Genomic DNA, 23,472 nt, shown 5'->3' with positions numbered 1-23,472 from the left:
TCACACGGAATGACTCTATAGTAATGGAATAATAATTCCGTCTAGTGAAAACAGGTTTGGCATGGTTGCTGATCAGGGGATTGTGGGTACGGGTACCGGTGGGGACTCGGATCCGGAGGAGACGGCTGAGTGGGTTGAGTCCTTTGATCAGTTGGTCGACGTGCGGGGTTCCGAACGTGCGCGCGAGGTTCTGGGGCGTCTGTTGGCTCGGGCGGGTGGGCGGTCTGTGGGTCTTCCCAGTGTTGTGACCACCGATTATGTGAACACGATCCCGGTTGATGAGGAGCCGGAGTTTCCTGGGGATGAGGAAACCGAGCGGAAGTACCGGGCGTGGATGCGTTGGAATGCCGCGGTCATGGTGCACCGTGCGCAGCGTCCGGGAATCGGCGTCGGCGGCCACATTTCCACGTATGCGGGGGCTGCGACCCTGTACGAGGTCGGGTTCAACCATTTCTTCAAGGGTAAGGATCACCCCTCGGGTGGGGATCAGGTGTTCTTCCAGGGCCACGCCTCCCCGGGCATGTATGCGCGCGCGTTCCTTGAGGGCCGGTTGAGCGAGGAGGATCTTGACGGGTTCCGGCAGGAGAAGTCCAAGGAAGGCCACGCCCTGTCGTCCTACCCGCATCCGCGGTTGATGCCGGAGTTCTGGGAATTCCCGACCGTGTCGATGGGTATCGGGCCGATGAACGCGATCTACCAGGCGCAGAACAACCGTTACCTGCATAACCGGGGGCTTAAGGACACCAGTGATCAGCAGGTGTGGGCGTTCCTTGGTGACGGTGAGATGGACGAACCCGAATCACGCGGTCTGCTGCAGTTGGCGGCCAATGACGGCCTGGACAACCTGAACTTCGTGATCAACTGCAACCTGCAGCGCCTTGACGGGCCGGTGCGCGGTAACGGGAAGATAATGCAGGAACTCGAAGCGTTCTTCCGCGGCGCCGGCTGGAACGTCATCAAGGTCGTGTGGGGCCGGGAGTGGGATGATCTGCTGGCCAGGGACACCACCGGTGAACTCGTGAAGATCATGAACGAGACCGCTGACGGTGACTACCAGACCTACAAGGCCGAGTCCGGTGGGTTCGTCCGTGATCATTTCTTCGGCAAGACACCGCAGACCAAGGCCATGGTTGAAGACCTTTCCGCCGCGGAGATCTGGAACCTCAAGCGCGGCGGGCACGACTACCGCAAGGTCTACGCGGCGTACAAGGCCGCCACCGAGTTCAAGGGCAAGCCCACCGTCATCCTGGCCAAGACCGTGAAGGGCTACGGCCTCGGACCGCACTTCGAGGGCCGCAACGCGACCCACCAGATGAAGAAACTCACGCTTCAGGATCTGAAAGAGTTCAGGGACTATCTCCGTATCCCGATCTCGGATGAGGCGTTGGAAGCCGATCCGTATTGTCCTCCCTACTACCATCCGGGAACCGATGCGAGGGAGATTCAGTACCTGCTGGACCGGCGTCGGGCTCTTGGCGGATTTGTTCCGGAGCGTCGTTCCCATGCGGCGGCGCTGCAGCTGCCCGGAGACAAGGCCTATGAGGTTGCCAACCGCGGATCCGGGAAGCAGCAGGCAGCCACCACCATGGCGTTCGTACGGCTGCTGAAGGACCTCATGAGGGACAAGGGCGTGGGTTCGCGGATCGTCCCGATTGTGCCGGACGAATCACGGACCTTCGGGATGGACGCCTTTTTCCCCACGGCGAAGATCTACAACCCGAACGGCCAGAACTACCTCTCAGTGGACCGTGACCTGGTGCTCGCATACAAGGAGTCCCCGGCCGGAGCGATACTTCACCCGGGCATCAACGAGGCCGGCGCCGTTGCTGCATTCACCGCGGCCGGCACCGCCTACGCCACACAGGGTGAGCCGCTGATCCCGATCTACGTGTTCTATTCGATGTTCGGGTTCCAGCGCACCGGCGACTCCTTCTGGGCCGCCGGTGACCAGATGACCCGCGGTTTCATCATCGGTGCCACCGCCGGACGCACCACCCTCACCGGTGAAGGTCTCCAGCATGCTGACGGCCACTCACCTATCCTCGCCTCCACCAACCCCGCCGTCATCACGTATGACCCGGCGTACGGCTATGAACTGGGCATCATCATGAGGGCGGGACTCGAGCGGATGTATGGACAGGGGTCAGAGGAGGCCCCTGCTGATCGAAACGTCATGTACTACCTCACCGTGTACAACGAGCCGATCATCCAGCCGCCCTTGCCGGACGGCTTGGACGCCGATGCGGTGGTCCGCGGCATGTATCAGTTGAAGCAGGGCAATGATGACGACGGGGGCAGGCCGAAAGCCCAGATCCTCGCCTCCGGCGTGGCTGTGCCGTGGGCGCTCGAAGCGCAGGATCTTCTTGTCGAGCACTGGGGCGTGTCGGCGGACGTCTGGTCGGTGACTTCCTGGAATGAACTCCGGCGTGACGCCCTCGCCGCCGAGGAGGAAGGCTTCCTCAACCCCGGCGCCGAGACGCGCGTACCGTTCGTCACGCAGCAACTGGGCAACGCTCCGGGACCCATCGTGGCAGTCACGGACTACATGAAGGCAGTGCCGGACCAGATCCGCCAGTTCGTGCCGCAGGAATTCGCCACGCTCGGTGCGGACGGTTTCGGTTTCTCCGACACGCGTGCCGCTGCACGGCGATTCTTCAAGATCGATTCCCACTCCGTCGTCGTACGCACCCTTGAGCTTCTGGCTAAGCGGGGCGAAGTCGACCCAGAGGCACCACGCCAGGCCATCGAGAAGTACTCACTTCTCAGCATCCCCTGATGTTGACTTGCAGGACATGCCCCTCGTGCCGCGGCCAATGGGGTGTGTCCTGCGCATCGAACCAGGATGACCTGAGCTCAGGAGCGTGCCCAGGTGAGCAGCTTGTCCAACGGCCAGGTGGTGATGATGCGATCAGCGGGGACGCCGTTGGCTTCGGCTCGCTCTGCGCCGTACTGGAGGAAATCGAGCTGGCCTGGCGCATGGGCGTCGCTGTCGATGCTGAACAGGCAGCCTGCGTCGAGCGCCACCTGGATCAGGTCATCAGGAGGATCCTGACGCTCGGGTCGGGAGTTGATTTCAACGGCGACGTTGTTTTCGGCGCAGGCCGCGAAGACCCTCTGTGCGTCGAATTCGGATTGTGGGCGCTGCCCCCGCGAACCCTGTACGAGGCGCCCGGTGCAGTGCCCGAGGACATTGGTGTGGGGGTCGCGGATACCGCCGAGCATGCGCGCCGTCATGGTGCGGCGGTCCGAACGCAGCTTGGAGTGGACACTGGCTACGACGATGTCCAGCTGCCCGAGCATCTCCGGTGACTGGTCAAGCGTGCCGTCCTCAAGGATGTCCACCTCAATTCCCTTCAGCAGGCGGAAGCCGTCACCGCCGTCGTTGTTGATCTGTTCAACGATCCCGAGTTGCTCGGTGAGACGCTCGGCAGTGAGGCCGTTGGCGATCTTCAGGTTGGGGGAGTGGTCGGTGAGGGCAAGGTATTCGTGCTTGAGGGCGCGCGCCGCCTCGACCATTAGCGGAATGGGGCTGCCGCCGTCGGACCAGTCGCTGTGGCTGTGCAGGTCGCCCCGCAGGAGGGAACGCAGTTCCGAGCCGCCGTCGGCGAGGGCTGTCTGCGAGCGCTCGCGAAGATCGGTGAGATAGGTCGGGATCTCACCGGAAATCGCCTGGGTGATGACCTCAAAGGAGCGCGCGCCGATCCCCTTCATACGCTTGAGCCGGCCGTCGCGGGCACTCTGCGCGAGCTCCTCGGCGTCGAGGTCCGCAATCGCGGCGGCGGCCTTCCGGAACGCCTGGACCTTGAAGCTCGGAGCCAGTTCCCGTTCCAGCCAGAAGGCGATCTCGTTCAGGGCATCGGTGGCATTCATAGGCCCATCTTCTCCTATTCACGCATCGGTAGCCCGCTGCGTGACTGCAGATCTATGATGTGATCCGGATAACTCTTGACAACAACCGTGTGACGCGGACTACAATCAAATCGGAAACAAACTTCCACAATATAGAAATTCTCTGGTTTCTAACTATCGCCGGAACATCGAGTCAAATCGAATTTATTCGAGGGTAAGGGTGTTCAGCGCCGGTGATAGCGCTCTAACGAAAGCTGACACCCATGCGCCTTGAAACCCTCAATACCTGCTCCCCTGCAGAAGCCGCCGCGCAGCTAGCTCCCTGCGTCGATGTCCCCCGATGGATCGATGCCATTGTTGACGCGCGGCCCTTCTCCTCCGAAGCAGAGTTAATCGCGTTCGCCGAAACAGCAGCGCACCCGTGGACGGAAACCGAGATCGACGGCGCACTGGCGCACCACCCGCGCATCGGGGAGCGGGCGCGGGGCAACACCACTGAAGCCACCATGTCCCGCGGTGAGCAGGCCGGCGTCAGCACCGCCGTCGAAACCCAAAACGCACTCCTCGAAGGAAATCGCGCCTACGAGGAGAAGTTCGGCCGGGTCTTCCTGATCCGGGCCGCAGGACGGAGCGCCGATGACATCCTCACCGCGCTGAACCAGCGCCTGCACAATACGCCCGAGCAGGAGTTGGTCATCATCTCCCAGCAACTGCGCGAAATCGCCGTCCTTCGACTCAAGGGGGTCCTTGCCGCATGAACCGCAGCCACATCACCACCCACGTGCTCGACACCGGAACCGGCCGTCCGGCCGTCGGCGTAGCCGCCCGGCTGGACAGGCACACGCCGGACGGCTGGTGGGAAGTCGCCAGAGGAATCACCGACGACGACGGCCGCATCACCTCCCTGGGCCCGGAGGCGGTGGAGGCTGGAACCTATCGGATCGATTTTGAAACCGGCCGCTACTTCGCTGCCGCCGGAACCGAAACCTTCTTTCCGTCCGTCTCCTTGATCTTTGAACTCACCGACCCGGCACAGCACTACCACGTGCCGCTTTTGATTAGTCCCTTCGCCTATTCCACCTACCGAGGAAGCTGACAATGACGACACCGACCATCGAATCAAACACCCCCGCAACCACGGCCTCAGGAGAGTCCGCAGCCGGTACCGGCCGCATCGTCCTGGGCCGTAACCAGTACGGGAAGGCCGAATGCCGACTCGTCAAGATCACGCGGGACACCGCACGGCACTCGATCGAGGACCTCAACGTCACCTCGCAGCTGCACGGGGACTTTGAGTCCGCTCACACCGAGGGCGATAACTCGAAGGTTGTTGCCACCGACACCCAGAAGAACACCGTGTACGCCTTCGCCCGTGATGGCATCGGATCACCGGAGCAGTTCCTGCTGCGCCTCGGCAAGCACTTCACCGAGAGCTTTGACTGGGTCACGGGAGGGCGCTGGCAGGCGGAGCAGTATTTCTGGGTGCGCATCAACGATCACGATCACGCGTTCGCCCGGAACAAGTCGGAAACCCGCACCGCCGTCCTGCTCATCGAAAAAGGTGTACGGCACATCGTTGCCGGCATCCAGGACCTTACGGTCCTGAAGTCGACCGGTTCCGAGTTCCACGGCTTCCCGCGTGACCGGTACACCACGCTGCAGGAAACCACGGATCGCATCCTGGCCACCGACGTTACCGCCCGCTGGCGGTACACGCCGGATGCAACGACTGCTGATTTCAATGCCATCTACGCGAGTGTCCGCGGGATCCTCCTTGACGCGTTTGCCCAGACCCACTCCCTGGCACTGCAGCAGACGATGTACCAGATGGGCAAGCAGGTGCTCGAAGCACACCCCGAGATCGAGGAGATCAAGCTTTCCCTGCCGAACAACCATCACTTCCTCGTGGACCTCGAGCCATTCGGTCTCGACAACCCCGGCGAAGTGTTCTTTGCGGCCGACCGGCCGTACGGGCTCATCGAGGCAACCGTCGAACGCGAGCGGGACGGTGCCTCCTCCAGCGAGGCAGCAATCTGGGCAAACATCCCCGGATTCTGCTGAGAACGGTTGGGGCGGAAACCTGACAACGCCGCCCTAAACGCGAACGGCCGGACACCTGCACGTGTCCGGCCGTTCAACCAACTACTCATGTGAGACAAGGAAGTCATACTCATGAAAGCAGTCAGTTCCATGAAACACCAAGCCAAGTCCCAGCGCCGCCCCGAGGACGAAAGGTTGCCGCTTGGTCGATCATTCGCCTACGGGTTTCAGCACGTCCTCACCATGTACGGCGGAATTATCGCGGTACCGCTCATTGTCGGCACCGCAGCGGGCGTCTCGCAGGACGACATCGCCGTCCTGATCGCCTCCTGCCTCTTCGTCGGTGGAGCCGCCACCATCCTGCAAAGCTACGGCGTCAAGTTCTTCGGCTCGCAGCTTCCGCTGGTTCAGGGCGTCTCCTTCGCCGGCGTCGCCACCATGACCGCGATCATCAGCGGTGGCGGAGGCCTGCCGACGGTGTTCGGCGCGGTCCTCGTAGCAGCGGCGATCGGTCTCGTCCTCGCACCATTCTTTGCGAAGATCATTCGGTTCTTCCCGCCGGTTGTTACCGGCGTCATCATCACCACTATCGGGCTCACGCTCATGCCCGTTGCGGCCAACTGGGCCATGGGAGGAAACCGGAACGCTGACAACTATGGCAGCCTCACCAACATTGCGCTGGCCGCCGGAACCCTCGCCCTGGTGCTTCTCCTCAGCAAGCTGGGAAACGCAGCCATTTCCCGCCTCTCGATCCTGCTTGCCATCGTGGCCGGCACGATCATCGCCGCACTGTTTGGGCTCGCTGACTTCTCGAACGTCGGCAACGGCGCGATCTTCGCTTTCCCGCAGCCTTTTGCCTTCGGCTGGCCGGTGTTCGATGTCGCTGCGATCATCTCGATGACCATCGTGATCCTGGTCTGCATGACGGAGACGACGGCGGACATCCTCGCCGTGGGTGAAATCGCCCGGACGAAGGTTGATTCCCGCCGCATCGCCGACGGCCTGCGGGCCGACATGCTTTCGAGCGCGCTCGCCCCCGTCTTCAACTCCTTCCCGCAGACCGCTTTCGCCCAGAACGTGGGTCTGGTAGCCATCACGGGGATTCGCAGCCGCTATGTAGTCGCCGCGGGCGGTCTGATCATGGTTGTCCTCGGACTCCTGCCTATTCTGGGGCGCCTGGTTGCGGCAGTTCCGACCCCGGTGCTCGGCGGTGCGGGAATCGTCCTGTTCGGCACAGTGGCAGCGAGCGGGATCCGCACGCTGGCTAAGGTCGACTACGAGGGCAACATGAATCTGGTGATCGTTGCCGTAGCGCTCGCCTTCGGCACAATCCCCGTGGTCGCCCCCACCTTCTACGACGCCTTCCCCACCTGGTTCGGCATCATCTTCCACTCGGGCATCAGCTCCGCGGCAATCATGGCCGTACTGATGAACCTGCTCTTCAACCACCTGAAGGCTGGAAACCCGGAGCGCGCCTCCGTCTTCGTCGCCAGCCCGCCGCGCATGGTGCGGGAGGATGAACTCGCCGCGCTGCAGGACGGCGACAGCTTCCAGGGTGGCAAGCTGGTCGCTGCGGACGGCACGGAGATCCCCGTGGTGACCGCCGCCCAGTACCTTGTAGTCAAGGAGAAGCTGGACAAGGGCGAGATCAGCTGCGTCGACGACATCCGGAAGATCTGCGACGAGCCGCCCGGCCACCAGCACTAAAATCTCCTGCCTGCATCTACCAGGAGGCAGGCAGGGATCCCTACCTGGATCAGCAGACAGGACCACTGAGCTGACGGCACACGCCGCCGTCGTCTCGGTGGTCCTGTGCCGTTTCGCCTTCACAAAGGAGAACGCAATGTCTGTACGAATCTGGATCCGAAACCCGTTGGCTATCTTCACGGCAAACGAAGACGACGCCGGCGGAGGGCTGGTGATCGAGGGCTCCACCATCGTGGAGCTTGTCGGTCAAGGAGCGAGCCCCACGGTCCCGTACGATTCAGTCTTCGAGGCGAGGGATCATGCAGTGCTTCCCGGCCTCATCAACACGCACCACCACTTCTATCAAACGCTCACGCGGGCCTGGGCTCCGGTGGTCAATGTGCCGCTGTTCCCGTGGCTGGTGAATCTCTACCCGGTCTGGGCGCGCCTCACTCCACGGGACCTGGAGCTGGCCACTACGGCGGCGCTCGCCGAACTGCTGCTCTCAGGGTGCACCACTGCCGCCGATCACCATTATCTGTTCCCTACCGGCATGGAGGACTCGATCGACGTCCAGGTGTCAGTCGTCCGGCGTCTCGGGATGCGCGCCACCCTGACCCGCGGGTCGATGTCTCTCGGCGAGGACGACGGCGGTCTCCCGCCGCAGCGGACAGTACAGGAGGCGGAGGTGATTCTGGCCGACAGCGAGCGGCTGATTTCCCGGTACCACGAGCGGGGAAACGGGGCACAGATCCAGATCGCGCTCGCGCCATGTTCGCCGTTCTCGGTCACTACGGACATCATGAAGGCAAGTGCGGCGCTGGCGGATCTGCATGACGTCCGGCTCCACACACATCTTGCCGAGACCCTGGATGAAGAAGAGTTCTGCCGGGAGCGATTCGGTTTTCGCACGGTCGACTACCTCGAGAGCGTGGGGTGGTTAGGGCCGCGAACCTGGCTGGCTCATGGGATCCATTTCGATGACGATGAGGTGTCCAGGCTGGGTGCAGCCGGCGTCGGTGTGGCACACTGCCCGACGTCGAATATGCGCCTGGCTTCCGGGATCTGCCGCGCCGTGGAGCTGGAGGAAGCAGGGGTTCCGGTAGGGCTGGGAGTCGATGGATCGGCCTCGAATGACGGGTCGAATCTCATGATGGAGGCCCGTCAGGCCCTTTATCTTCAGCGGTTGCGATACGGCGCGGAGCAAGTGACCCCGGAGCGGGTGCTGGGGTGGGCCACCCGAGGATCGGCGACGGCCCTGGGGCGTGCCGATATCGGCCGGATTGCGGTGGGGAAACAGGCAGATTTGGCGATGTACCGCCTCGATGATCTCCGATTTTCCGGGAGCCACGACCCTCTGTCCGCGTTACTCCTGTGCGGTGCGGACCGCGCCGACCGGGTGATGGTGGGCGGGCAGTGGCGGGTAGAAGACGGCGCCGTCGTCGGGCTCGATCTCGAAGCGCTGATCGCCGAGCACTCGGCGGCCGCTCGACGGTTGGTGGGCTGAGGGGTCGTCTCAGGACTGACAACAGGCGGAAGACTGAGGGGACCCACAACAAGCCGGAGGTAGCATGAAGCTGCAGCTTTCAGCGACTGTGCTGGATTCGCCCGACGCCCGGATGCTTGCCGACTTCTATAGACGCCTGCTCAACTGGGAGACCAGCTTCGAGGACGACAACTGGGTGATGCTCAAAGCGCCCGACGGCGGGGCCGGGCTGTCCTTCCAGACCGAATCCCGGTATGTGCGGCCGGTCTGGCCGGCCGGCGAGGGCGACCCGCAGATGATGATGCATCTTGATATTCGCGTGGACGACCTCGAGGCCGCAGGGCTTCACGCACTGGAGCAGGGCGCCGAGTTGGCGTCATTTCAGCCCCAGGAAGATGTGCGGGTCTACCTCGACCCCGCCGGCCATCCGTTCTGCCTCTTCATCGATTGAGCACTGCCTCGGGCGGAGGTCACGGGCGTGATTCGTTGACCGTACTCCCTCTGGGGGTGCGCTTCTGGATGCTGCGGACAAGGCGTGCGTGCGCGTCGTCGGTCAGCGAATACCATCTCATGACGCCCACCGCGAGCAGGAGTATGACGGCGGGAGCGAGGCCGGCGGCCACACGGATGCCGACTTCCGCCGTCGTGCTCTGAGCTGTCGCCCCTGAGACGTAGCCGCCCCAGGCGAGTGCGAAGGCCGCCAGCCCACCCCGAACGCCATTCCGACCTTCCGCGTTGCGGCCAGCAGCGCATAGTTGATTCCATCGGTGCGGTGCCCTGTCCTCCACTCACCGTATTCGACGGTGTCCGCTACGAGCGCCCACAACAGAATGCTGACGGCGGCGGCTCCCGCCAGGGAGCAAAACATCCCTGCCATCGCAAGCCAGACGAGATCCTCCGGAGCGACGAACACCAGAACGCCGCCCACAGCACCGATGAGGCCGCCCGAAACATAGACGGACCGCTTTCCCCAGCGCTGTACAAGTCGCGGCGTGACGAGAGCGAGAGCAAGTGTTATCACCACCTGGGCCCCGGTTACGAACGCGAATAGCTCCAGCCGGCCAAGGACGTCCCTGAGGTAGAACAGTTTCGCGGTGTTTGTGACCACATTGGCTGTCATGAAGAACAGCGAGCTCAGGCACAGGACCTGCAGCGGCGCATTTCGAGCGAGCGTCACACGTGCCTGTCGCAGCGACAGCTTCGGTGCCGCTGGGGGAAGCTGCTCCCGTGTTGCCAGTGCGGTGAACAGGTACAGGAAAGTTCCGATGACGGCGAATGCCACGGTCAGGGTGGTCAGGACGGTTTGGATGTCGGCGCCACTCTCGAACTGCGGCGCGATGAGGATGCCGAGGAAGGCTGTGGTCGCCAGTCCTCCCATCGTTCTGGCACTTGCGAGTCTGGCGCGGTCGCGAGGATCTCGTGTGAGAGTGCCTGCCAGCGCTCCGTACGGCACGTTCACCAGGCTGTAAGTGAGGCAGTATGCGAAGTAGGAGATGTAGGCGAACACTGGGGGGTTCCCGGTGCCGAGTGCGTGAATGTGAAACATGACCACGCACAAGCTCAGCGGGACAGCTCCAAGGAGGAGGAACGGGCGGAACTTTCCGAGCCGGCGATGATGGTTCCGGTCAGCGATTCTCCCGGCAAGTATGTCGGCCACTGCGTTGAAGAGGCCGCCCAGTAGGAGCACGGTCCCGGCGGCGGCCGCTGGGATTCCGGCGACATCCGTGTAGTACACGAGCAGGAACATGCCTACGGTGGAAAAGGTCATGCTGTTAGCGATGTCGCCGGCCCCGTAGGCAGCCACGCTGATCGACGGAAGGCGAGCGGACACCGTGGTTTCTGCCACGCGGTTTGTCATGGGTCCCCGCTTCTGAGCTGCACGAGCCGTGGATTCGGCTAAGAAAACGTTTTCTCAAAGCATAGCGCCTCTTCGGCGGGCTTGGGGAGCACGGGCGGATGTTGTGAAGGCCTCACAGAGTTAGCAACGGGACTCAGCCGATCAGGTTGCCCCATGCCGCACATGGCGAGCCGCCGTCTCAATCCGTTCCCAGTGCTCAGCCCATTCTTCAGCACTGCGCTGGGGGATGTTCGGATCATCCGGGCCGCGGCCGGTAGCGCCGTCGATCAATTCACGCAGGATGTCCGCATGGCCGAGATGCTGTGCGGTTTCCACGCACATGTGGACCAATATCTGGTGAAGGGTGACTCTGCGTCTGCCCGGTGACCACCAGGGCACTTCACCGACGGCATCAAGCGGAAGTGCTTCGATGGTCGCATCAGTGTGGGCAGCGGAGAACTGGTGCAGCTCGATAATCTGCTCCCGTGTTTCCTCAGCGGGGAGCCACATGTCCGCCTCGGGGGCGGCGTCGTCGTTCAACCAGGGGAGGTCCCGCCCTGCGGGCCTGCCGAAAACCTCGCCGAAGTAGCCCAGCTGTACGCTTGCAACGTGCTTCACCAGCCCGAGCAGATTGGTCCCGGTTGGAGTGAGCGGCCTGCGGGAATCGTATTCGCTCAGGCCGTCCACCTTGGCGAGCAGGTCAGCGCGTCGGAGACGCAGGTAGTAGTGCAGTGCCTCTTTGTCATCCATGGTGGCACTCTACTGGCTGGTTCCGACAGGAACTATGAGGCCGCAAGGTCGCGGCGCATGATCCACCGGGTGCGGCCGGCGCTGGTCGCCTTGGTTTCCGCTATGCGCTCGAAACCGGCCTTCTCGAAGAGCGCCGTGGTGCCGACGAAGGCCAGCGTTGTGTTGATGCGGGAACCCTCAGCATCGACGGGATAGCCCTCAATCACCGGAGCACCACGGGAAGCAGCGAAGGCCACGGCCTCTTGCAGCAGTCGGGTAGCAACACCACGACGCCGATGACCAGCCTTCACGACGAAGCAGATGACGCTCCACACCGGCAGGTCGTCCACCTGCTGGATGGTGCGCGAACGGGTGAGCCGGCCCATGCTGGCGCGTGGGCCGACAGCGCACCATCCGACGGGTTCCCCCTCCAGATAGGCGAGGAGCCCAGGCGGGGGATCCTCCCCGCAGAGTTGCCGCATTCGCCCAGGTCTTCCTTCTGCCCCCAGGCTGCTGAGTTCGGAAGAAGCGAGACGGGGAGAAAGGCACCAGCAAGCCCCAGCGCCGGGTGTCTTCGGCGCAAGGAGGGACGCGACGTCGTCGAACCGGTCAGCCGTGGCGGGATGGATGTCGACCGTCATGGACGGCATCATACGCCGCGTCGGGAGGACCTAGCTCGCGAGGTTGAGATCGTCGGAGATCGCCTGCGCGGCAGAACGGAGCAGGGGAACTGCCTTGTCGGCGAAGCCCTCGTCCACGCGGGAGATCGGGCCCGAGACCGAGATAGCCGTGGGGGTGGGAGCGTTGGGTACCGCCATGGCGAAGCACCGGACGCCGAGCTCCTGTTCCTGCTCGTCGATGGAGTACCCGCGCTCGCGGATCTGGTTCAGTTCCTCGAGGAGCTGATCCACCGAGCGGATGCTCTTTTCCGTGGGAGTGGGCATCCCCGCCCGGGCCACTATGCTGCGCACCGTTTCATTGTCGAGCTGCGCAAGGATGGCCTTCCCGACCCCGGTGTCGTGGGTGTGGGCCCGGCGGCCCACTTCGGTGAACATGCGCATCGAGTGTGACGACGGCACCTGGGCGATGTAGACGACCATGTCGGAATCGAGTACCGCCATGTTCGAGGTTTCGCCGAGCTTGTCCACCAGCATCTTCAACTGCGGACGCGCCAGGGCACCGAGTTGCTTGTTCGCTCCCTCTCCGAGGCGGATCAGGCGGGGGCCGAGGGCATACCGGCGGTTCGGGAGCTGGCGGGCATACCCCTTCATGACCAGGGTGCGCAGGAGGCGGTGAATCGTGGGCAGCGGAAGGTCGGTGGAGGACGACAGCTCGCTCAGTGTCACTTCGCCGCCGGCGTCTGTGATCAGCTCCAGCAATTCGAAGACGCGCTCAACGGACTGGACACCGCCACCTGTAGCTTTCTCTGCCATTGGTTCCCTCACGATTCTCAGCTTGCCCACGTGCGGCGGTTGTGCTCGCTCGGGGTATCACTAACTCTATCGTGATTCCGCCTGATGGAAACTAGTTTTCTCTTGCCGATCTTGTGCTCGTGTGTCTAAGGCCAGCCCAACGCAATTCGTCCTGAACTGGGTAAAATATTCTATGGTCCGCAGCAATCGTCAGCCTCCCCCGGTCGAAGCTGTTTCCAACCCGGTGCACCACATGTCCGATCTGTTGCAGGACTTGGTTCTGGAGAGTCAGGATGTGAAGGATTTCCTGACCGATCTCGCGCATGTGAGCGTCTCGGAATTCTCCAAACCAGGTCTTGAGTTGTGGTGTGGGATCACTCTGCTGCGAGACCGGCGGGTCGCGACCGTGGCCAGCAGCAGCGCGCACGCACGCATGATGGACGAAATTCAGTATGACTTCAATGAGGGTCCCTGCCTGAGTGCGGCACGCTCCGGCGAAACCGTTCATGTCCGGGACTTTCTCGACGAATATCGCTGGTCGGAGTACCGGGCAGCAGCCGCGGGCCATAACATCCGTTCGGTGCTTTGCGTTCCCATCCCATTGGAGGCCACGTCCCGATGCGCATTGAACCTGTACTGCACCACACCGGAAGCATTCACCGATGACACGGTGACTGAGGTGGAGCGTTTCGCCCAGGAAGCCTCAAAATCCCTGCGGCTGGCGGTGCGTGTGGCCCGTTTGACCGACGTTACCCGCGACCTGAAGGCGGCGATGCAGTCCAGAACTGTGATTGACCTCGCCGCAGGCATCATCATGGCGCAAAACCGATGTAGTCAGGAAACCGCAATCACCATCCTGAAGGCGGCCTCAAGCGCCCGGAATATCAGGTTGCGTGATGTCGCAGCCGCCGTCGTCGCCTCATTGACGAAGGAAACCTCCCACACTCACTTCGATCGGTAAAGCAGACGCGCCAAGTCGCCGCCACCAGGGCGTTCTATCGCCTGGCGTCATCGTCGGGGTGGTCAGAGTACGTCTTGTCCCTGGCATCGGAGGCCGGCTCTTCGTTGTCGAGGTCAGAACTGTAGGGTGCCCGTGGTGGCGGTGGGATCATGTCGATCAATTCGTTGACGGCATGGGCAAGCAAGTCCCGCTCGATGGCAGGGAGTGAGAATGACGCGTTGAGATAAGCCTCGACCTCGTATTCCCCGGCGGAACCGCCGATGCTGAAGTAATAGAGCCACAGCTCACTAATGTCAAGGCGGGAATGGCTGACCGCTGCGTTGAGCAGACGCCGCTGTGTATCTTCCCGGTCCCGTTCCTTCGGGGAATGATCTGCTGCTTCGGGGGAGTGTTCGGCCATGCCAGGATCGCCTTCAGCCGGTATGTCCAACAGATGCTGTTATCTGTTCGGCCACCTCGCGTAATGGCATACTGTTCGCCCTGGATGTTCTCAGCATGGCAGCGGTGGCCGCCAATTCATCCAGCTGTTCCCTTTCCATCAGGATGCCTCGAGCCAGGTTGATGACATCACGGCTGCTGAGCGCCGCTGTCAGGGTCTCACTGAGTTTTCGGGGCGCGTCGGTTGTGTGAACGTGCGCGAGCAGCGCGGCGGCCGGAGCAGCGAATTTCTCCAGCAGACGCTCGGTGGTGATGGTGAAAGCACGAGGAGTCGGCGAATACACCTTCAAGGCGCCGAATGGCTGGCCCCGGTTCATCAGCGGCGTACTGAGCGTCGACTGAACAGGCAGACTTGAAACCGCCGCTGCCCAGACCGGCCACCGCTGGTCGGTGGCCACTTCATCGATGCGGACTGTTTTCGCGCTGGCCCAGGCACTCAGACAGGGCCCTTGGCCGGTCTGATATTGAAGGTCGTCGGCCTGTCTCACCACCATATCGGTGGCGCCGGTGCTGATTTTGCGCCCGGCCGGATCGATCAACGTCACACCGGCACCGATACTGCCGATGATGGTCTCTTTCGCGGCCTGCGCAAGTAATTCAACCGCGTTATCCACGGTTTCCTGGCTGAGCAGCAGACCCTTCACACGGGCAAACAGGATGGAAAGTTCATCGAGCGGTAGTTCGGTCACCATGATGGGCCTCGAGTCTTGCTGAGCAGCATACGAAAATCAAGATCCTGAAGACCCGGTGAAGAGTAGAAATCCGGCACTGCGGTTGTATACATCCAGCGTACTACCGAAATGACACCGGCTCCTGAAACACCGGGGTGCATCAGCGAGAGGTAGAATTCCTACAGTGTCTACCTGGGGCTATTCCGGTTCCCCAGTGTGTTTTCAAGAGCACGGACACTAACCGCTTCCCGGTCAGACGCATAAGTAGGCCTCCGTGACGGAGCAAACTCAAAGACAGAGCACCTTGCTGGCAGCCCGCGACGCAGACATCAGCGTCAATGAGCTCTGGCTGCATTACTACAGTGTGGGCGGAAATCTAACGGCGTTCGAGGTCGACGCCTACTTGCATGGGGTGCATCCGCTGCCGGTCGGCGAGCGAAACACCATCGCTTGGGCGCTCAATGAACTCATCGCTGATCTCCCCCTATTGGGCTGCTCACCTGTACGTCGCACTGCCGAACTTACGAACCATCACAGGCAGGATTAGTTGTAGCCGTCAGAACCGGTGCAAATCAGATCCGGTGCAATTCATTGCCTCTCATGTGGAAGCACGCTGATTCTGCATGACGGTCGTGTAGCGAGCCGTGACGCACGTTGGTGAGGAAGACAGCATCCTTCACGACTTCCGCCAGGCTGCCCGTCCGCGCATATATGGCACGCTGCCGGTTACAACCCGTTCCTCGGATGAGCGTTTGGCGAAGGAGCGACTCCACGAGGAGATCTTCATCCTGCTCCTTCAGGACCGGCTGCACATACCTGAACAGCCCCCAGACAGCCTGCCGTCCATCGACGAGCGAATTCACTTGTGGGTCAAGCAGTTCACCGTCCAGACCGTACCGGCTAGCCCTCCATGCGGCGAGTCGCAGCTGCGCTGCCGGCATGGGAGGAGGCGGGATGCCTTGCGCCCACTCCCTTGCCGCCGTCTCCACGAGGGCGCGGGTCAGGGCTGCCTGCAGGACGGCGTCGTCCGGTTGCAGGCACACATCCGCCACACGGACTTCTACGGTGGGGTAGTGGCTGCTGAGGCGGGCGTCGAAGTAGATCTGCCCTTCATCGATCGGCACTTCACTGCTGATCAGGGCTCCCACGAGGTCGTGGTAGGCGGCGGCCGAACCGAAGATGTCGCATATCCCCGCGGTCGGCCAACGGCTCCACGCCTGGCTTCGATAGCTCGAGTATTCGGAATCTTCGCTGTTCCAGAATGGCGAGTTCGCACTTAGGGCCGACAGTATGGGAAGCCAGACCCGTATCCGATCGAGGACTCCAACGCCCTCTTCGTCCGACTCCACCGCGACATGCACATGGCAGCCGCACGTGAGCTGATCGCGCAGAGTCGACCCGAACCGCTCCTGCATCTTCAGGTACCGTGGCTCCGCGGTGAGAATCGTGCCAGTCACCATAGGTGAGGTGGCCAATGCCGCAATCCGGACGCCGACCCGCGTAGCAGCCTCGTCGGCGATTGCGCGCTGTCGAAGGATGTCGGAGCTCAACTCCTCCAACGACGTTTGCGGGGCCGTGCCGGTTTCAATTTGTTCCTGCTTGCACTCCCGCGTGACTCCACCACGGCCGGCGGCAAGCCAAACGGCGTCGGCTGCTGGCTCAGGGCAAAGAAATTGAGGATTGATCAGAAGAAATTCTTCCTCCACACCAACAGTTCGCATCGTGACCACCTACGTACTAATTCCCTGACGAAAATACGCGGCTCACTGCTGAACTACAGTCAGGATAGACAAAAGACAGACTGCTTATCAACAGAGTCTCGCTTCCTGAACGGCGAGCATCGTAAGGATCCGTCGCCTATTCCCCCAAAACTACGGATCGCAACATGCTCCGAATGGTGCCGCGAAGTTCTTTGTGCGGCGGTTCAAGTACCGCTGGTGATGAAGGTGGCGATTTCACGCATCGCCCTCCCCGTGCCCGCCGGGTCAGCTGCGCCTCTTCAGATGCTCGGGCAGACCGACGCCGGCAGGGTCAAGCTCCGGGCGCGGTCTGAGGTAGCGCAGGGCATGACGGAACGAGGAACCGGAAAATGCAGTATCGGCGGATACCTCGACCACCAGCGGTTCGACGAGGGTCAGGACCGTTATGGAACTGGTGCTATTGAACCGATCGATTGCGCCTGACTTCACTTCTACCGGCCAGGGATGGTTTGCCTTCGCGGGTGCCAGATGGACGGCCAGAGACTTCGACGCGGCGGTTTTCAGTAGGGAACTGCGCCCCACGATCCGCAGCTCGCCGTCGATGTGCAGGCCGACCACGACCATTTCCGGGCGGCTGATGGGTCCGATGACTGCCGCGCACACGACGTCGAGGGTGGTGCGATGCTTGACCTTCAGCCACTGCCGTTCATTGCCTTGGTACTCCTGCCCTGCTCCCTTGATGACGAGTCCTTCGATGCCGGTTGCGGGCATCGTGTCAAACCACCGGATTGCTTCTTCCAGATGTGTGGTGGTCGGGGAGAGGCCCAAGGGCGGCTCCCACCATAAAGCGAGTTCCTCCAACAGCTCCCGCCGATGCCTCAGCGGGAGGTGCCGGGTATTCCTGCCGGCTGCCTGCAGGAGGTCGAACGCCACAAAAGATACGGGACGCTCACGTACCGCAGCAGGAAGGTTCTTCCTGGAGGTGACGAGTCTTTTCTGCAGCGCCTCGAAGTTGAGCCGTTCATCGGTCCAAACGACTGCTTCGCCGTCGACGATGAAGCCGGGCGGGATGTGGTCCTCAGCGGCGGCCGCAAGGTCGGGAAAGAATCGGGTGAGATTCTTGCCCTGGCGCGACCATAGCTCGGTTGAGTCCTCGGCCCGGACGATCCCGAGACGGTAACCATCCCACTTCGGTTCATACATGCACCCGCCAGGCAAGGCATCCGGTGCAGGGAGTGTCGGCACCGCCCGGGCCAAAGCCAGCATTGGCGGTGCTCCCGGTTCGAGCGGCACGCTCCTCATCGACTCATTATGATCCTGTACCTAGAACTGCCGTATTGAGGTTTCCCCTTTGCCCAAGGTCGTCCCATAGGTGGGCAATTGTCGCGGCGCCGGCTCGAAGGACGTCCATCCGGATGCTTTCATCACTGTCATGCCAGTTGTCTTCCACCAGCCCGGTGCCGAAGAAGACCACCGGAGCGTCCAGGGCCGATGCCAGCAGGTCTGCCGGTCCTCCGCCGGCGTTGCCCATCCTGCCAGCCTTCTCGACACCGAATCCTCGCGCCATTGCCCGGGATAACGCCTCCACGACGGGGTGTTCCGGGGTCCGATAGAACTCCTGGGCTGTCTCGGTGGAAAGGGACAAGGTGTAGTCGTAGCGGTTGCCGACGTTTTGTTTGGCCCACTGTTGCAGCTGTTCAGCAACATTTGCGACTTTTTGTCCCGCGGAGGTGCGGATGCTTAGGTCCGCAGATGCCATGGATGGCACTGCGGCACGCGCGACGCCGACGGGGTCGCCGGCGACCAGGGCGATAATCTCCACCGCGGGACGTTCCCAGAGTCGTTCCAGGACGGTGTAGCCTTCCTCTCCTCCGATGCTGCGGGTGTGGGATCGGGTGACCCAGTCTTGTTCGTCGAAGGGAAGGGCGGCCAGTTCAGCTCTGCGGTCAGCCGATATCTTCTCGGCGTCGTCGTAGAAGCCGGGCACTGTGATTCTGCCCTTGTCGTCGTGTAGTTGTCCCAGGAGTCTGCTCAGTTCGAAGGCTGGGTTCGGTGCTGTCCCGGAGACTGCGCCGCTGTGGATGTCGGTGAGGGGTCCGTATATTTCCAGGTGCGCACCGAGCATCCCGCGAACGCTCGTGCAGAGCGCAGGATGGTCAGCCCGCCAGAGCAGGGTGTCGGAGAAGATGATGACGTCCGCGTCCAGTTGGCCGCGGTGCGCGTCGAGCAGGTGGGCCAGCCCGGGAGAGCCTGCTTCTTCTTCCCCTTCCACCAGGAACTTCAGATTCACTGCCGGAGCTTTCCGTCCGGTCGTCGCCAGGTGTGCGCGTATGGCCCACAGGTGTGCCATGATCTGGCCCTTCGCGTCGGAGCTGCCCCGCCCGTACAGCCGTCCGTCACGGAACACAGGACCGAACGGGGCTGTCTGCTCCCAGTTTTCTTCCTTGACCGCGCGCACGTCATGGTGGCTGTAAACCAACACGGTGGGTGCACCCGGTGCTTCGGACCACTCCGCGAACACGGCTGGACCCTCAACTTCTGACCAGACTTCCGTCGTCGGAAATCCGATGGCGCGCAGTTCTGCCGCTAACCAATGCGCCGAATGGACAAGGTGGCGCGCCCGCTCAGGGACGCCGGCAACCGAGGGGATGCGGACCCACTCGGAAAGCCGATCAAGGATTCCGCGCTCATTACTTTGAAGGTAGTCCGCGACCTCTTGTTCAATGCTCACTCGATGCTGCCTTCCGGTTCCGGCGGTTGGCTCCGCCGTGGTCCGTTCACGTCTGATTCGCGTCCTGATGAACTCGGGAGAGGTGTCGGTTGCCCTTTCCTTCGTATCCCTGCACGCGCCGGCCGTTGCTGCACGCCAGAATAAACAGCATATTGTAAGCTCGCTTATTGTTGGTGATTTGCTCTTGGGAAAGGGTTGGCAACCATGCGTGCAGTGTTCATCTCGTATATGGTTTTCATCTTCTTCGGCCTGATGTACATGGCGGCCGTCGGGCTGTTGGGCAGGTGACCGGTATGAGAATCCTGCGAAACAATGGAATCAGCATCTTCTTCGGTCTGATATTCCTACTAGCACTCACGGGTCAGGCGTTGACTGGTCACGCGCTGGAAAATGAGGAGAAACTGGCGGAAGGGCAAGTGCCGGTAGGGTTCCTCGAGTACATTTCGTCATCGACTTTCGCGGTCGATGTTTCAGAAAACTGGCAGTCCGAGTACTTGCAGTTCCTGCTCTACATCCTCGCTACCGTCTGGTTCGTTCAGAAGGGATCACCAGAGTCGAAATCTCTGGAGGATGTAGGACGCGAAACGGATCAGGAACAGCGCGTGGGGGAATACGCAGACGAGGACTCGCCGCGATGGGCGAAAGCTAAGGGATGGCGGCTGGCCGTGTACTCTTCCTCGCTCGGCTTGGTCATGGGTGTGATCTTCCTCCTGTCGTGGGCAGTGCAATTCATCACTGGGCGGGTCGCCTATAACGAAGAGCGAATTACTCAGGGAGAGCCGCCCCTGGATGTGTGGGGGTACTTGGGTGCCCCTGAGTTTTGGAACCGCACCTTCCAGAACTGGCAGTCAGAATTCCTTGCGGTGGGCAGCATGGCAGTTCTGGCTATTTATTTGCGCCAAAGAGGATCGGCCGAATCCAAACCCGTCGGCGCGCCGCACCAGGAAACCTCTGCCGAAGGGTGATGGATGGCGTCGGATCATCAGGCCTCCCGCTGCCGCAGTTCATCACAGGCTTCCTCATAATCAACCAGGAGACACTCTGGAGGGTTCAACTGGTCCAGTCGCGTGAAGTATTCATTGCAGATGCGTTTGAGTTCCTTCGTGCTCAATGAGGCCATACCCGAGTGCGCGGGCGGAAGGTTCTCCACCATCACTGGAAGTCCGAGACAGCCCATGCGGCTCATGATGCGGCGGCCATATCGGGCGCGGAGGGAACGTTCGCGAGTAGTCCACAGGGTGGATACACATTCGGCAGTTGCATGGTTACAACACCCGCTTGGTGATCGTGCGCTTCCGGATTGATCGTGTCCGTCAGTGCTTCTACTGCAGCACCATCGATGTGTATGGCGTCGCGGAGGTCAACGACAATGGCCAGTCCCTTCACGAGTGCACTGGCCCGCCGGATGACGGGAAGTAAGGCTCGATAACTCTCGATGGTCAGGCAGCCGTTCACGGCGAGTACTGCAGAATTGCGGTCGATGTCCAGCCGAACCAGAATGCGAAGCTTGTGATCCATGGGAGTTCCTCAAGATGAAGTAACTGCGCCCATTGCTCAAGCTGAAGTGATGTTAGCAACAACCCGACTGGTTGCTCAATCGATGGGTGCAACAGAACAGAGCTCACCTGCCTACGCGTCGCTTTCACGCCGACGGAATTCCGCGCCCTCTGGGCCTAAAATCTTAGGTTGGAGATTAATCGGGAAGGATCCAATGGAAAGCACAGGCACATCGCTGAAACCCGTCATCGGACTCACGACATACCTGGAACAGGCTGGCACTGATGGCTGCGGCACGGTGGATGCGGCCTTCCTTCCGGAGTCTTACCTTGCGCCTGTGACCGCGGCCGGAGGGATTCCTGTCCTGCTACCGCCGCAGCCTGTTCTTCCAGGGGTTGTCGAACTCCTGGTCAGCAGGCTTGACGGTCTGGTTATTCCCGGCGGCTGGGACGTCGACCCTGTCCTCTATGGTCAGGAGCCGCACGAGAAGACCGATCAGCCGCGACCGGAGCGGGACGCCTGGGAGCAGGAGCTCATCCGGGAAGCGCTCCGCCAGGACCTTCCTCTGCTGTGTATCTGTCGTGGAATGCAGCTGCTGAACGTGACTCTGGGCGGCACCCTGCACCAGCACCTCCCGGACGTTGTGGGCAACGGGCGATATCAGCTGGGCGGCTACCGCTTCAACCTGATCCCAGTGGAGGTGCAGCCGGAATCCACCATTGCGAGGTGGATAGGTCCTCGTCTCGGGGCCGTCCCGGTGGCCCATCACCAGGCCGTGGACAAGCTCGGCGACGGGCTCGTGGCTGTGGCATGGAGCGACGACCAGGTGGTCGAGGCCATTGAATACCCAGCTAGCCACTTCACGGTGGGTGTGCAGTGGCACCCGGAGGAGCTTTCGGGGGAGTCCGGCTTGTTCCGAGGGTTCGTGGAATCAGCCCGTGCGAAGTTCCTTTCCCGGATGGTTCCCGCTGCGCCGTCGTCTGTAGCAAGGGAATTCGGCTCGGCGTTGGACGGGCTGCCGTCCCTTGTGTCGGGCGAGGGGCTTCCCCGGTAACCGCGTCCCTGAACACGGCATCCCTGAACATAGGAGAAGGAAAAGGCGTAGCTTGCCGAAAGAACTAAGCATGCTTACCATGTAGTTAGTCCTAGTGGTTATGCAGTCAGCCCGCGGTCCTACCGAGGAGCTACTGTGACCAATCGAATTACAGTCGACCATCAGTCTCTATCAGGCCAGGAGCCGAGTGCGCTGTGCCGCACGTTCAGAGGCGGTCTCTGATGCGGCGACTGGGTGTCGAGGAAGAATTTCTCATCATCGACTGCGCCGATGGCCATGCCGTAGCCCTCGGGGAGGTCCTGGCCAGCCTGAGCGCCGATGACGGCCTCAGCAGCGAGATGAAGCAGGAACAGATCGAGGTCTGCACGCTTCCCCGGTTATCGCTGCATGACCTGGCACAGGACATCGCCATGAGGCGCAGCAGCGCGGATGCCGCTGCCCTCTCCGTAGGCGCCCGCGCTGTAGCTCTTGGCACATCCCCGCTGCCCGTCAAAAGCACCACCACTCCCGGCCTCCGGTACGAAAGGATGACCGAGCGATTTGGCCTGACGGCGGTGGAGCAGTTGACCTGCGGCTGCCACGTGCATGTGGAGGTAGCGTCGGACGAGGAGGGCGTGGCCATCCTTGACCGCATACGGACCTGGCTCCCCGTGCTGCTGGCCATCAGCTCCAACTCCCCGTTCTGGAACTCGATGGACTCCGGTTACGCAAGTTACCGCGCCCAGGCCTGGAACCGCTGGCCAACGGCCGGTCCCTGCGAGGTGTTCGGATCCGCGGCGGCCTACCACGAGCAAGTCAAGGACATTCTGGCTTCGGGCGTTCTGCTGGACAAAGGACAAATCTACTTCGACGCCCGGCTCAGCCACCGGCACCCCACCGTTGAAGTGCGGGTCGGGGATGTGTGCCTCTTCGCCGACGACGCAGTCCTGCTTGCCGCGTTGGTGCGCGGGCTTGTGGAAACCGCTGCGAGGCAATGGCGCGAAGGCGTTCCTGCGGTACAGGTCTCCGCCGCCCAGTTGAGGCTCGCCTCCTGGCAGGCAAGTCGGTTCGGCCTGGACGCCGAACTGAACCACCCCCTGTCAGGGGAGCCGGCCCCCGCCTTCGACGTTGTGATGGCCCTGCTGGACCACATAGAGCCGGTCTTGGCCGATCAGGGGGAGCTACAGCCGGTGGAGAACCTGCTGTTCCAGCTGTTGATGCGGGGTACGGGCGCCACACGGCAGCGCCGAACCTTCGCCGCGACCGGCAGTCTCCGCGACGTCATTGTGGACGCAGCCCAGACCTGCAGTCTCCCGCCCACAATGCTCAACACGCTCCACGAGCAGGGAGTCAACAGTCCCGGGCTGCGGCTCCCCGGCGAGCTGTTGCCTAGCGAATAGAA

The 23,472-nt window shown here is 62.1% G+C and carries 23 protein-coding genes; 12 read left to right on the top strand and 11 right to left on the bottom strand.

The window, feature by feature from the left end; translation table 11 throughout:
- Positions 1-61: 61 nt before the first annotated feature.
- Positions 62-2,776 (top strand): pyruvate dehydrogenase (acetyl-transferring), homodimeric type, encoded by a 2,715-nt coding sequence (gene aceE / locus M1D74_RS16320; RefSeq protein WP_458116027.1) that lies wholly within the window; start codon positions 62-64, stop codon positions 2,774-2,776.
- Positions 2,777-2,853: 77 nt separating this feature from the next.
- On the opposite strand, the gene M1D74_RS16315 is transcribed toward aceE, so the two are convergent.
- The gene (locus M1D74_RS16315; RefSeq protein ID WP_458116026.1) at positions 2,854-3,870 is read right to left on the bottom strand and encodes a PHP domain-containing protein; all 1,017 of its coding nucleotides are present in this window, start codon (positions 3,868-3,870) and stop codon (positions 2,854-2,856) included.
- 242 nt (positions 3,871-4,112) lie between these two features.
- On the opposite strand from M1D74_RS16315, the gene uraD reads away from it, so the two are divergent.
- The 6 genes from uraD (at position 4,113) to M1D74_RS16285 (ending at position 9,512) form a co-directional block, all read left to right on the top strand.
- Entirely contained in the window at positions 4,113-4,607 is a 495-nt protein-coding gene (gene uraD, locus M1D74_RS16310; RefSeq protein WP_458116025.1) for a 2-oxo-4-hydroxy-4-carboxy-5-ureidoimidazoline decarboxylase, read from the top strand.
- Positions 4,604-4,945, top strand: coding sequence for a hydroxyisourate hydrolase (gene uraH, locus M1D74_RS16305; protein WP_309072499.1), 342 nt, complete (start codon positions 4,604-4,606; stop codon positions 4,943-4,945). Before uraD ends, uraH begins: the two co-directional genes overlap by 4 nt.
- Before the next feature lie 2 nt (positions 4,946-4,947).
- Positions 4,948-5,910 carry a factor-independent urate hydroxylase gene (gene pucL, locus M1D74_RS16300; RefSeq protein ID WP_458116024.1) on the top strand — a complete coding sequence of 321 codons (963 nt, stop codon included), beginning with the start codon at positions 4,948-4,950 and terminating at the stop codon, positions 5,908-5,910.
- A 129-nt stretch (positions 5,911-6,039) separates the two neighbouring features.
- Positions 6,040-7,596, top strand: coding sequence for a nucleobase:cation symporter-2 family protein (locus tag M1D74_RS16295; protein WP_458116023.1), 1,557 nt, complete (start codon positions 6,040-6,042; stop codon positions 7,594-7,596).
- Positions 7,597-7,732: 136 nt separating this feature from the next.
- Positions 7,733-9,082 (top strand): 8-oxoguanine deaminase, encoded by a 1,350-nt coding sequence (locus M1D74_RS16290; protein WP_458116022.1) that lies wholly within the window; start codon positions 7,733-7,735, stop codon positions 9,080-9,082.
- Positions 9,083-9,146: 64 nt separating this feature from the next.
- Positions 9,147-9,512: a VOC family protein gene (locus M1D74_RS16285; RefSeq protein WP_458116021.1), complete on the top strand. Its 366-nt coding sequence runs from the start codon at positions 9,147-9,149 to the stop codon at positions 9,510-9,512.
- A gap of 117 nt (positions 9,513-9,629) precedes the next feature.
- Here M1D74_RS16285 and M1D74_RS16280 read toward each other — a convergent pair whose 3' ends face one another.
- From M1D74_RS16280 to M1D74_RS16265, 4 genes are all read right to left on the bottom strand, one after another.
- Positions 9,630-10,919 (bottom strand): glycoside-pentoside-hexuronide (GPH):cation symporter, encoded by a 1,290-nt coding sequence (locus M1D74_RS16280; RefSeq protein WP_458116020.1) that lies wholly within the window; start codon positions 10,917-10,919, stop codon positions 9,630-9,632.
- 141 nt (positions 10,920-11,060) lie between these two features.
- Positions 11,061-11,648, bottom strand: coding sequence for a DinB family protein (locus M1D74_RS16275; RefSeq protein ID WP_309072809.1), 588 nt, complete (start codon positions 11,646-11,648; stop codon positions 11,061-11,063).
- A gap of 32 nt (positions 11,649-11,680) precedes the next feature.
- Positions 11,681-12,268: an N-acetyltransferase family protein gene (locus M1D74_RS16270; RefSeq protein ID WP_458116019.1), complete on the bottom strand. Its 588-nt coding sequence runs from the start codon at positions 12,266-12,268 to the stop codon at positions 11,681-11,683.
- A 30-nt stretch (positions 12,269-12,298) separates the two neighbouring features.
- Positions 12,299-13,060, bottom strand: a complete 762-nt coding sequence (locus tag M1D74_RS16265) for an IclR family transcriptional regulator (protein WP_458116018.1) — start codon at positions 13,058-13,060, stop codon at positions 12,299-12,301.
- Positions 13,061-13,181: 121 nt separating this feature from the next.
- On the opposite strand from M1D74_RS16265, the gene M1D74_RS16260 reads away from it, so the two are divergent.
- Entirely contained in the window at positions 13,182-14,000 is an 819-nt protein-coding gene (locus M1D74_RS16260; protein ID WP_458116017.1) for a GAF and ANTAR domain-containing protein, read from the top strand.
- A gap of 34 nt (positions 14,001-14,034) precedes the next feature.
- Here the strand turns inward: M1D74_RS16260 and M1D74_RS16255 are convergent, their stop codons facing one another.
- Together M1D74_RS16255 and M1D74_RS16250 are read right to left on the bottom strand one after the other, a co-directional pair.
- Positions 14,035-14,400: a hypothetical protein gene (locus tag M1D74_RS16255; RefSeq protein WP_458116016.1), complete on the bottom strand. Its 366-nt coding sequence runs from the start codon at positions 14,398-14,400 to the stop codon at positions 14,035-14,037.
- A gap of 13 nt (positions 14,401-14,413) precedes the next feature.
- On the bottom strand, positions 14,414-15,130 hold the full coding sequence (locus tag M1D74_RS16250; protein ID WP_458116015.1) for a GAF and ANTAR domain-containing protein: 717 nt from the start codon (positions 15,128-15,130) through the stop codon (positions 14,414-14,416).
- Between the two features lie 253 nt (positions 15,131-15,383).
- Between M1D74_RS16250 and M1D74_RS16245 the strand changes: the two genes are divergently transcribed.
- Positions 15,384-15,656, top strand: a complete 273-nt coding sequence (locus tag M1D74_RS16245) for a hypothetical protein (protein ID WP_458116014.1) — start codon at positions 15,384-15,386, stop codon at positions 15,654-15,656.
- 25 nt (positions 15,657-15,681) lie between these two features.
- Here M1D74_RS16245 and M1D74_RS16240 read toward each other — a convergent pair whose 3' ends face one another.
- From M1D74_RS16240 to M1D74_RS16230, 3 genes are all read right to left on the bottom strand, one after another.
- The gene (locus M1D74_RS16240; RefSeq protein WP_458116013.1) at positions 15,682-16,830 is read right to left on the bottom strand and encodes a glutamate--cysteine ligase; all 1,149 of its coding nucleotides are present in this window, start codon (positions 16,828-16,830) and stop codon (positions 15,682-15,684) included.
- A 264-nt stretch (positions 16,831-17,094) separates the two neighbouring features.
- The gene (locus M1D74_RS16235; protein ID WP_458116012.1) at positions 17,095-18,111 is read right to left on the bottom strand and encodes an ATP-dependent DNA ligase; all 1,017 of its coding nucleotides are present in this window, start codon (positions 18,109-18,111) and stop codon (positions 17,095-17,097) included.
- A 7-nt stretch (positions 18,112-18,118) separates the two neighbouring features.
- A complete protein-coding gene (locus M1D74_RS16230; protein ID WP_458116011.1) occupies positions 18,119-19,540 on the bottom strand; it encodes a M20/M25/M40 family metallo-hydrolase in 1,422 nt (473 codons plus the stop codon).
- Between the two features lie 293 nt (positions 19,541-19,833).
- On the opposite strand from M1D74_RS16230, the gene M1D74_RS16225 reads away from it, so the two are divergent.
- Positions 19,834-20,505 (top strand): DUF6766 family protein, encoded by a 672-nt coding sequence (locus M1D74_RS16225; RefSeq protein WP_458116010.1) that lies wholly within the window; start codon positions 19,834-19,836, stop codon positions 20,503-20,505.
- A gap of 217 nt (positions 20,506-20,722) precedes the next feature.
- On the opposite strand, the gene M1D74_RS16220 is transcribed toward M1D74_RS16225, so the two are convergent.
- Positions 20,723-21,058: a hypothetical protein gene (locus M1D74_RS16220; protein ID WP_458116009.1), complete on the bottom strand. Its 336-nt coding sequence runs from the start codon at positions 21,056-21,058 to the stop codon at positions 20,723-20,725.
- Between the two features lie 193 nt (positions 21,059-21,251).
- On the opposite strand from M1D74_RS16220, the gene M1D74_RS16215 reads away from it, so the two are divergent.
- On the top strand, positions 21,252-22,091 hold the full coding sequence (locus tag M1D74_RS16215) for a gamma-glutamyl-gamma-aminobutyrate hydrolase family protein (protein WP_458116008.1): 840 nt from the start codon (positions 21,252-21,254) through the stop codon (positions 22,089-22,091).
- A gap of 221 nt (positions 22,092-22,312) precedes the next feature.
- On the top strand, positions 22,313-23,470 hold the full coding sequence (locus M1D74_RS16210) for a glutamate--cysteine ligase (RefSeq protein ID WP_458116007.1): 1,158 nt from the start codon (positions 22,313-22,315) through the stop codon (positions 23,468-23,470).
- Positions 23,471-23,472 lie beyond the last annotated feature (2 nt).

It is taken from the genome of Arthrobacter sp. D2-10, from assembly GCF_054161285.1.
This window is presented reverse-complemented; position numbering and strand designations above follow the sequence as displayed.